This window comes from Streptomyces sp. NPDC059371 (genome assembly GCF_042751995.1).
In the GTDB taxonomy this organism is placed as follows: Bacteria; Actinomycetota; Actinomycetes; order Streptomycetales; family Streptomycetaceae; genus Streptomyces.
In genome coordinates, this window is the sequence record NZ_JBHYXD010000081.1 from 23874 (window position 1) to 33112 (window position 9239).

The 9239-nt window shown below is 71.4% G+C and carries 7 protein-coding genes; 1 reads left to right on the top strand and 6 read right to left on the bottom strand.

From position 1 onward, the window contains the following. Positions 1 to 99: 99 nt before the first annotated feature. The 6 genes from hpf to mtnA all read right to left on the bottom strand — a co-directional run bounded on the left by hpf (position 100) and on the right by mtnA (position 8005). Entirely contained in the window at positions 100 to 792 is a 693-nt protein-coding gene (hpf, locus tag ACFXGX_RS32405) for a ribosome hibernation-promoting factor, HPF/YfiA family (protein ID WP_382790406.1), read from the bottom strand. A 315-nt stretch (positions 793 to 1107) separates the two neighbouring features. After that, positions 1108 to 2103: a ComF family protein gene (locus ACFXGX_RS32410; protein WP_384798302.1), complete on the bottom strand. Its 996-nt coding sequence runs from the start codon at positions 2101 to 2103 to the stop codon at positions 1108 to 1110. Positions 2104 to 2238: 135 nt separating this feature from the next. Further along, on the bottom strand, positions 2239 to 4029 hold the full coding sequence (locus tag ACFXGX_RS32415; RefSeq protein ID WP_384798305.1) for an LpqB family beta-propeller domain-containing protein: 1791 nt from the start codon (positions 4027 to 4029) through the stop codon (positions 2239 to 2241). 43 nt (positions 4030 to 4072) lie between these two features. Further along, positions 4073 to 6160 carry an MtrAB system histidine kinase MtrB gene (mtrB, locus tag ACFXGX_RS32420; protein ID WP_384798309.1) on the bottom strand — a complete coding sequence of 696 codons (2088 nt, stop codon included), beginning with the start codon at positions 6158 to 6160 and terminating at the stop codon, positions 4073 to 4075. A 1-nt stretch (position 6161) separates the two neighbouring features. Beyond that, the gene (gene mtrA / locus ACFXGX_RS32425; protein WP_192582811.1) at positions 6162 to 6851 is read right to left on the bottom strand and encodes a two-component system response regulator MtrA; all 690 of its coding nucleotides are present in this window, start codon (positions 6849 to 6851) and stop codon (positions 6162 to 6164) included. A gap of 8 nt (positions 6852 to 6859) precedes the next feature. Next, positions 6860 to 8005: an S-methyl-5-thioribose-1-phosphate isomerase gene (gene mtnA, locus ACFXGX_RS32430; RefSeq protein ID WP_384798314.1), complete on the bottom strand. Its 1146-nt coding sequence runs from the start codon at positions 8003 to 8005 to the stop codon at positions 6860 to 6862. Positions 8006 to 8145: 140 nt separating this feature from the next. On the opposite strand from mtnA, the gene ACFXGX_RS32435 reads away from it, so the two are divergent. Further along, the coding region (locus tag ACFXGX_RS32435) for a hypothetical protein (protein WP_384798317.1) at positions 8146 to 9239 on the top strand (1094 nt) is incomplete at its 3' end.

The window sequence follows — 9239 nt, forward strand, 5'->3', positions numbered from 1 at the left end:
GGGGTCTAGGGGCGGGGGGTTGATGAGACCCCCCACCCATCACCGGGGGGGCCCCCCCCCCCCCCCCGGGCCCCCCGGCTCATCCGTCACAGGGGACGGTCAGCCGCCGAGCGCGCCACCCGGAGCGTCCGCCCCGCCCTGGGTGACCATCGGGTCCGTGCTGAGGTGGATGACCCCGTAGTCGTACGCGTGGCGCCGGTAGACGACGCTGGGCTCCTTCGTCTCGGAGTCGACGAAGAGGTAGAAGTCGTGCCCGACCAGCTCCATTTCGTAGAGCGCCTGGTCGAGCGTCATCGGTGCGGCCACGTGGGTCTTCTCCCGGACGACACAGGGGCCTTCCCCCATGATCTCGAGAGAGCCGATCTTCTTGGTGGGCACGGCGTCCGGCTCCTCGTCGTGGACGACGTCACCGCTGCCGTTCAGGGTCGCGGCCCCCGGGACGACGTCGGCGACCTCGGCCGCCGAGATCCTGCCGTTGCCACGGCGGGTGTAGCGCTTGTCGTGCTGCTTGCGCAGCCGGGCCTCGAGCTTGTCCGCGGCCAGGTCGAGTGCTGCATACGCGTCGCTTGCCGCTGCCTCCGCCCGGATCACCGGCCCGCGGGAGTGGAGCGTGATCTCCACCCGGTCACTGCGGTCGGCCTGTCGGGGGTTGGGCTCCTTGGACACCTCGACGTCGAGGCTGATCACCTTGCCATCGAGCTTCTGGATCTTCTCCAGCTTCAGCTTCTCGGCCACGTGCTTGCGGAACCGCTCAGGCACCTCGGTCTTGCGGCCCTTGACGACGATGTCCACGCAGAACTCCGTTCCCGGATAGCCCCGCTCCACTGGCGGAGCATCTCCCTTTTGCACCAGGTTCCGGTGAGCCCCGGAACCTCGGACTCGGTGACTTTCACCTCCTCCTCCCCCAAGGACAAGATCTCCACCCCACCGATGCGGGTGATTGCCGGAAAGTCACGCTTCGGCACTCGGATGCGCGAGGTACGGCCTGCGCCATTGCCTCACAACCGAACATATCTCGCCCGGACGGATGTCGTCACCCTCTACTGATACGTACCTCCGTTCAGGTGAATTGACCCTCTCGTTACCTGCAACTATGCAACTTCTCGGTTAGTTCCGGTTTATTTCGAAGGCGTCCGGCGGTGCCGCGATCACGGCCGAGCAGACCATGTCGCCACACTTCCCTTCGGCCTGCTCCCTACCCCTGATTCGCCCGTACACCTCCGTCCGTACCGTCCTCTCACCCGTCCATCCCAGCGCCCGCACACCCGACTGCGCCGTCCGCACCGCTCGCGCCGCCTCCGCCAGCGACGCCCCCGTCGTCATCAGGTCGTCCACCAGCACGACCCGCCCGCCCCCGGCCAGCAGCCGCTCGCCCCCGGCGACGACCTCCAGGGCGCCGGCCACATTCGCCGCCCGCTGACGGGAGTTCAGCCCCGACTGGTCGGCCACGGCCCGCCGCTGCCGCAGCACACCGAGCACCCGGGCCGGTGTTCCGGTGCGCCGCAGTTCCCGCGCCGCCGCGAGCGCGATCCGCCGCACCGGATCATGGCCCCGCGCCCGGACCGCCCACCGCGCCGACGGCACGGGCACCAGCAGCACGGGCCCGTGCCCCGCCCCGGCCTCCCCGACCGGCACACCACCGGTGCCCGCCCCCGTCTCCCATACCAGCGCGCCGCCACCACCCGGCCCGGCCCGCTCTCCCCGCACGTCCCCCCTCCTGGACGCCGGCTCTCCCCATACGTCCCCCTTCCCGAACCCCTGTCGTCCCTGCGGAGCCACGAGCCGCCCTCCCGGACCAGGACGTCCCGCAGGCCCCGGACCTGCCCGCACAGCCCCCGCGAGGGCCGCGCCCAGGGGTGCCGCCAGCGCCAGCGCACCCCGTTCCTTGTGAGCGAGGAGGATGGCCCGCACCTCGTCCCCGTAGGGAGCCGCCGCGTGCACCACGGACAGCCCCGCCGGCTCGGGCACCGGTCGCACCCGGCACGGCGCGGCCCCCGTCAGGGCGGCACGGCACTCGGGACAGAGCACCGTGCGAGGCCTCCCGCAGCCTCCGCACTCGGCCGGCAGCACCAGATCCGTGAGGTCCCGCCACCACCCCCGCATGGCGACCACTGTGCCAACGCCCGGCCCGCTCGACCACCCCTGTGGAAAACCGCGGAGAACCGCCTGTGGACAGCTCCCGAAACGACGGCGGGCCCGCCCGGAAACCGGACGAGCCCAGCCGAGACGCACACGGCGCTACCCCGGATAGACCGGCGCCGTCCCGTCCTGGACCACCTTCTGCCACTGCTCTCCCGCCGACAGCCGCACGATCCCGTCCGCCTCCGAGTGCGCCACCAGCGGCAACTGCTCGTCCTCCGACGCGGCGATCTCCTTGACGTTGGCCAGCACGGAGGGCGAGGTGCCCAGCGGAGTGGAGCCGTCGACCTGGACGTACTGCATCTGCTGCACGCCGCCCTTCTCACTGCCGACCACCACGAGGCGGCTGTCCCCGGCCCAGGACATGGCCGTGACCTCCTCGAGCTGGGGCGCGACGGAACGCGGCTCGACGATGAACGCACCGTCGGGCTCGTCGGCATCGGACCGCTCGACGCGTCCGATCTGCAGCGAGCTCTTGCCGTCCTTCTCGACGATCAGCGCGACACGCACACCGTCGGCGGCCACCCGCACCGCCTCGATGCGCCCGTCGAGCTCCGGCGTCTGCACGACGACGGGCTCGCCCGCGCCCTTGCGCAGCAGAAGCAGCCTGGGTTTCTTCGGGTCGCGGTCGGCCACCCACAGATCGCCGTGCGCGTCCCAGCTCGGCGTCGTCAGCCGGTCGCCGGCCGTCCTGCCCTGGCTGCGCACCACCGGCTCGGCGAGCGAACCGCCCGGCACCAGCGACCCGACATACAAGTTCCGGCCGTCGGCCGACACTCCGGCGGCGGTGTCCTCGTCCCGCGACACCGCCGCCGCCCGCAGCTTCTTGCCGCCCTCGCCCAGCGCACCGGGCACCGGCTCGGGCTTCTTCTCACGGTTGCCGCCGGGCATCCGTACGAGCCGCTGCTCGTGATCGATGAAGTACTGGTACTCCGGGTGCTCGCCCGTACCGTGCGAGGCGACGCTCTCGGCCCTGGCCTTGGTCAGCACGCAGAGCTGCGAGCCGTTCGACCGCTGGAGCTCCACCTCGTCGACGCCGGTGGGGGTCAGATCCCGGAGAGTGAGGAGGATCTGGGCCGCCATCTCCCGGCACTTGGCGCTTCCGACCCGGTCGGCCCTCTTGTTCAGGGGCACCGTGACGCTGTTGCGGTCGTCGGGCGACAGCGACACGTCGCTGTTCTTCAGTTCCGTGCCCGAGGGGAAACTCGACCTGACCACCGGGTCCAGCCACCTCGTGGGCCCCTTCAGCAGGGCGCGCACGATCTGCGTCATCGGGTCCACCTGCGCGCGCACGTAGACCGGGTCGGCGACGGTCCCCAGGGGGCGGCCGGGCCCGGAGGTCCCGTTCGACGCGTAGTAGTACTTATTGACGGACACGTAGTTGCGCTGGAAGTCCGACGTGCCCATCACGACGCCCTGCGGGAGCCCGTCGATACGCCACTGCTTGTTGCTCTTGAGCTTGGTCAGATGCACCGATCCGCTGTACTGGCCGGAGTCCGGCCCGTACGCGTGCCGGGCGTCCACGCCGGCGACCTTGGTGCCGTTCAGCCGGAACAGGACGTCACGGCTGCCCTCCTTGGTCCCCGAGGGCGCTCCCACCGGCTCCGGCGCGTCCGCGAGGACCGTCGTCGAACGGTACGGATCCCACGTCTTGCGCGCGCTGTCGGTGAGGTACTTGCCGGCCGTCTCGTACTTGGCGTCATCGCTGGTCAGGGCCTCCAGAAAGCCCTGGACGATCTCCGCCGCCGAGGCGCCGGGATGCGGCGGCATGGCGTAGACGCGGACCTGCGAGTCCTGGCGCGGGGTCGACTCCACCCCGCGCATATCCCCGCTGTCCGGCATCGACGCGCACCCCGCCAGCAGCAGGACGCCACAACCGGCGTACACCATGGCGCTCACCGAACGGCGTCCGCGGACGCCGTTCCCCCCTCGGTCAGCGCCCACGAAATGCCTCCCCATGTCCGAGCTCCTCCGGCGTCTCGCCGTCCCGCCCCCGCTCCTGCGCGGTGGTGCGTTCCCGGCCGGTGCCGGATGTCTCCTCCTGGCGCCGCAGCGCTCCGGCGGGCCGGGGCACCACGCGGGCGCCGTTGCCCGGCAGCGCCGTCGGATCGGCCGTGGGCGAGGCCCCGGCCAGCCGGGAGGCCATGGCCCCGCGCGGCGGTATCGGATCCGCGGCGGATCCGGCCTGCTGGACGGGAACCGTGGCGCGCTTCGTGGCGCCGCCGTGCGGCAACCCGGCGTCGTCGAGTCCGCGGTTGCGCCGGGAGTCCTTGGGTTCCAGGGGTATCGGCGATCCCCTGAGCGGCTCGTCCGCCGTGCGCGGCAGGGTCAGCCGGAACTGCGAACCGCCGCCCGGCTCGCCCCATGCCTGCAGCCAGCCGCCGTGCAGCCGTGCGTCCTCCAGGGCGATGGACAGCCCGAGACCCGTGCCGCCGGTGGTACGCGCGCGTGCCGGGTCGGCCCGCCAGAAGCGGCTGAACACGCGGGTCGCCTCGCCGGGCTTGAGCCCGACGCCGTAGTCGCGGACCGCGATCGCGACCGCTCCGCCCGCCGCGGCGAGCTTGACGACGACGTCCTTGCCCTCGCCGTGCTCCACGGCGTTGACGACGAGGTTGCGCAGCACCCGCTCGACCCGCCGGGCGTCCGCCTCGGCGATCAGCGGCTGCTGGTCACCCTTGATGCGTATGTGCGTGCCCTTGCGTTCGGCGAGCGGTTCGGCCCCGCCGACCACCCGTCGTACGACCTCCCTCAGGTCGATCGCGTCGGCCTCCAGCGCGGCCGCGCCCGCGTCGAACCGGCTGATCTCCAGCAGGTCGGCGAGCAGCGTCTCGAAGCGGTCCAACTGGTCGGCGAGGAGTTCGGCCGACCGCGCGGTCACCGGGTCGAAGTCCACGCGCGCGTCGTGGATGACGTCGGCGGCCATCCGCACGGTGGTCAGGGGTGTGCGCAGTTCGTGCGACACGTCGGACACGAACCGGCGCTGCATGCGCGACAGGTCCTCGAGCTGCTGGATCTTGAGCTGGAGGTTCTGCGCCATCTTGTTGAAGGCTTCGCCCAGACGCGCGATGTCGTCCTCGCCGGTGACCTTCATACGTTCCTGGAGGCGTCCGGCGGAGAGCCGCTCGGCGATCCCCGCCGCCATCCGCACCGGTGTGACGACCTGGCGCACCACGAGCCAGGCGATGGCCCCGAGAAGCACCACGACGAACAGTCCGGCCGTCGCGAGAGTGCCCTTGACCAGGCTCAGCGACTTCTCCTCCTGCGTCAGCGGGAAGAGGTAGTAGAGCTGGTACGCGTCCCCGTTGGGGTCGCTGACCTGCTTGCCGATGACCAGCGCCGGCTGCGACTCCTTGCCGTCCTTGTAGACGACACGGGTGTAGCTCTGCGCCGCCGAGGTGCTCTTGTCGAGCCGGCCACGCAGGTTCTCGGGGATGCTCACCGTCGAGTCGACGGCGCCAGAGGACCGCGGCGCGAGGCCGCCGCTGCCGTCACCCGAGGCGGTGGAGTTGAGCGTGACCACGTCGAAGGCGCCCTGCCCACCACTGGACAGGGACACGACGAGGTCGGTCATCCACGCGCTGACGTTCCTCGACGTCCGGCCGTCCGTCGCCGAACGGTCGTCGCCGTTGGCCGTCACCGCCGCGTCCGCCTGCTGCTTGGCCACCGCGAAACCGCCGGTGGCCTGGCTCTGCGAAGCCCTCACCTTGGCGTCCAGCAGACCGTTGCGGACCTGCCCGATCACGACGAAGCCGAGCAGCAGGACGACGCCCATCGACATCATCAGCGTCGTCGCGACGATCTTGAGCTGGATGTTGCGCCGCCACAGCCGCATCACGGGCAGCAGCGGACGGCGCACCCAGCGTATGAGCAGCCGGAGAACCGGGCTGCCCTGGACTCCCCCCTGGAGCAGTCCTCCTTCGAAGAACCGCTCCCAGCGGGAGCCCTTCATCTTCCGGCCGACAGGCCGCCCCGAACGGTCCCCCAGCTCAGCGGACGCCGAAGCGGCACTGTCCCATGACATGTCAGCTCGGTCCTGCCTTGTATCCGACACCTCGGACGGTCACCACGATCTCCGGGCGCTCCGGGTCCTTCTCGACCTTGGAGCGCAGTCGCTGGACGTGCACGTTGACCAGACGGGTGTCCGCCGCGTGCCGGTAGCCCCACACCTGCTCCAGGAGGACCTCACGCGTGAACACCTGCCAGGGCTTGCGCGCCAGAGCGACCAGCAGGTCGAACTCCAGCGGCGTCAGCGCGATCGACATGCCTTCCCGCTTCACAGAGTGACCGGCGACGTCGATGACGAGATCGCCGATCGACAGCTGCTCGGGTGCCGGTTCCTCCGAACGGCGCAGCCGCGCCCTGATCCGCGCCACCAGCTCTTTTGGCTTGAACGGCTTCACGATGTAGTCGTCGGCGCCCGACTCGAGGCCGACCACGACATCGACGGTGTCGCTCTTCGCCGTGAGCATCACGATCGGTACCCCGGACTCCGCCCTGATCAGGCGGCACACCTCGATGCCGTCCCTTCCGGGCAGCATGAGGTCCAGGAGCACCAGATCGGGCTTGGCGTCGCGGAAGGCGGCCAGCGCCTTGTCACCGTCGGCTACGAAAGACGGCTCAAAACCTTCACCACGCAACACGATGCCGAGCATCTCGGCCAGTGCGGTGTCGTCATCGACGACAAGGACTCGTCCCTTCATAAACGACATCATCCCATTAACTAAATCGTTACCTGGCGTGACAAGTCACACAGCTCGGCGAGAGCCTCAGCCGTCACGGGCGAAACAACGCCCTCTTCGGTGACGATCGCCGTGATCAACTCCGGCGGCGTCACGTCGAACGCCGGGTTGTACGCCTGGGTCCCCAGGGGTGCCACAGGTATACCCCCTCCCGGCTCCACGCCCGCCACCGGGACCTGCGGAGCTGCGATCTCCGTCACTTCATGACCCGCGCGCTGCTCGACTTCGATGGACGCGCCGTCGGGCGTGTCCTGATCGATGGTCGTCACCGGCGCCACCACGATGAACGGCACATGGTGGTACCTGGCCAGCACCGCGAGCGGATAGCTCCCCACCTTGTTCGCCACCGAACCGTCGGCGGTGATGCGGTCGGCCCCGATCAGCACCGCGTCCACCTCCCCGGCAGCGAACAGGGAGCCCGCCGCGTTGTCCGTGAGCAGGGTGTACGCCATGCCGTTGCGAGCGGCCTCGTAGGCCGTCAGACGGGCACCCTGCAGCAGGGGCCGCGTCTCGTCCACCCAGAGCCGCCGCAACTGCCCCGCCCGGTGCGCTGCGAGCGCCACGGCGAACGCGGTGCCCTCACCGCCGGAGACCAGCGCGCCGGTGTTGCAGTGCGTGAGGACCCGGTGGCTGCCGCCCGGCAGCAGTTCGTCGAGCAGCGCGAGGCCGTGCTCGGCCATGCGCGCGCTCGCCTCGGCGTCCTCGCGGTGCAGCGTCCGCGCCGCGTTCAGCGCGGCCGCCGCGGCAACCGTCTCGTCGCCGCCCGCGGAGAGCGCCGCCCGGTGGGCCGCCTGCGCCCGGCGCACACCGACCGCGAGGTTCACGGCGGTCGGCCGGGCACCGGCCAGGGCATGGGCGGCCTCCTCCACGTCGAAGCCGCGTACGGCGGCGAGCGCGACGCCGTACGCACCGGCGATCCCGAGCAGCGGCGCCCCGCGCACCGCGAGCGCCCGGATCGCCTCCACCAGTGCCGGCGCGTCCGTGCACACCAGCTCGACCTCCTCCGCGGGGAGCCGCGTCTGGTCGAGAAGGACCACCACGGGACCTTCGGGCGGCTCGTGCCAGCGGATCGCGGGTATCTCCGTCGGTCCGCTGTCCTCGCGGGCTTGCGCGTAGTGATCGGCCATTCGCCCAGTCTGCCCCGTACCCGGCGGAGTATTGAAGGTGTGCAGCCCATACGGGGCCCGTCCCTTGCCGGGCACGCCGTGACACGATGGCTGCCAACCTGCCGCCGCGACCGCGGGACGGGCACCGAGAAGGAGCGACGATGAACGACACTCCGGGCTGGGCATCGCCCGGATCCGCCCCCTCCGACGAAGAGACGCCGGACTCGTCCGGCACCCCGCGGCCCGCGGACCAGGACGGGGCGAACCCGCCCGAGCAGCCGTCGAAGTGGTCCAAGGAGCAGCCCGCGCCCGGTCAGTGGTCCGCGCCCGCCCCTCAGGGGCCCGCACAGGCCCCGCCGCCCCCCGCGCCCGGCCCGGGCTGGGGCGGCCGTCCGCAGGGCGGCCAGGGCGGTGGATACGGCGGCTGGGGCGGCCCCGGACAGGGCGCCCCCGGAGGTCCCGGCGGCTGGGGCGGCACCTGGGGCGCACAGGCGCCCGCCGCCAAGCCCGGCGTGGTCCCGCTGCGCCCGCTCGGCGTCGGCGAGATCCTGGACGGCGCCGTGTCGACCATGCGCACCTACTGGCGCACCGTCCTCGGCATCTCGCTGGCCGTCGCCGTCGTCACGCAGGTCGCCGTCATCCTGCTCCAGGGCTTCGTCCTGGACAGCACCGACACGGAGGCGCTCAACGACCCGAGCGCCACCCTCGGCGAGCTGAGCCGGGCCATGGGCGACGCCCTTCTCGGCTCCGGTCTCGTCATGCTCGTCACCCTGCTCGGCACCATCGTCGCGACGGCCCTGCTCACGTCGGTGACCAGCCGTGCCGTGATCGGCAAGCCGGTGACCACGGGCGAGGCGTGGCGGGACGCCCGTCCCCAGCTCGCCAGGCTGTTCGGCCTGACCCTGCTGCTCCCGCTCATCGCCGTCGCGATCCTCACCGCCGGCGCGCTGCCGGGTCTGCTCGTGATGGCGGGCGGCTCGGCCGACGCCGGCTTCACGCTCGCCGTCTTCGGCGCCCTGGCCGCAGGTGTCGTCACCCTCTGGCTGATGATCCGCTTCTCGCTCGCCTCCCCCGCCCTGATGCTGGAGAAGCAGGGCATCGTGAAGTCGATGCGCCGCTCCGCCAAACTCGTCCGCGGCTCCTGGTGGCGGGTGTTCGGCATCCAGCTCCTCGCCGCGATCATCGCCTTCATCGTGGAGTCGATTCTGGGTTATCACAAGACCCCCCCACCCCCCCCCCCAGAGCGCCGCAGCGG

Bases quoted from the DNA above. Each gene is read 5' to 3' on its own strand.
- ACFXGX_RS32410 (WP_384798302.1), bottom strand. From the start codon at position 2,103: ATGCGGGGGTGGTGGCGGGACCTCACGGATCTGGTGCTGCCGGCCGAG.
- ACFXGX_RS32415 (WP_384798305.1), bottom strand. From the start codon at position 4,029: ATGGTGTACGCCGGTTGTGGCGTCCTGCTGCTGGCGGGGTGCGCGTCG.
- mtrB (WP_384798309.1), bottom strand. From the start codon at position 6,160: ATGTCATGGGACAGTGCCGCTTCGGCGTCCGCTGAGCTGGGGGACCGT.
- mtrA (WP_192582811.1), bottom strand. From the start codon at position 6,851: ATGATGTCGTTTATGAAGGGACGAGTCCTTGTCGTCGATGACGACACC.
- mtnA (WP_384798314.1), bottom strand. From the start codon at position 8,005: ATGGCCGATCACTACGCGCAAGCCCGCGAGGACAGCGGACCGACGGAG.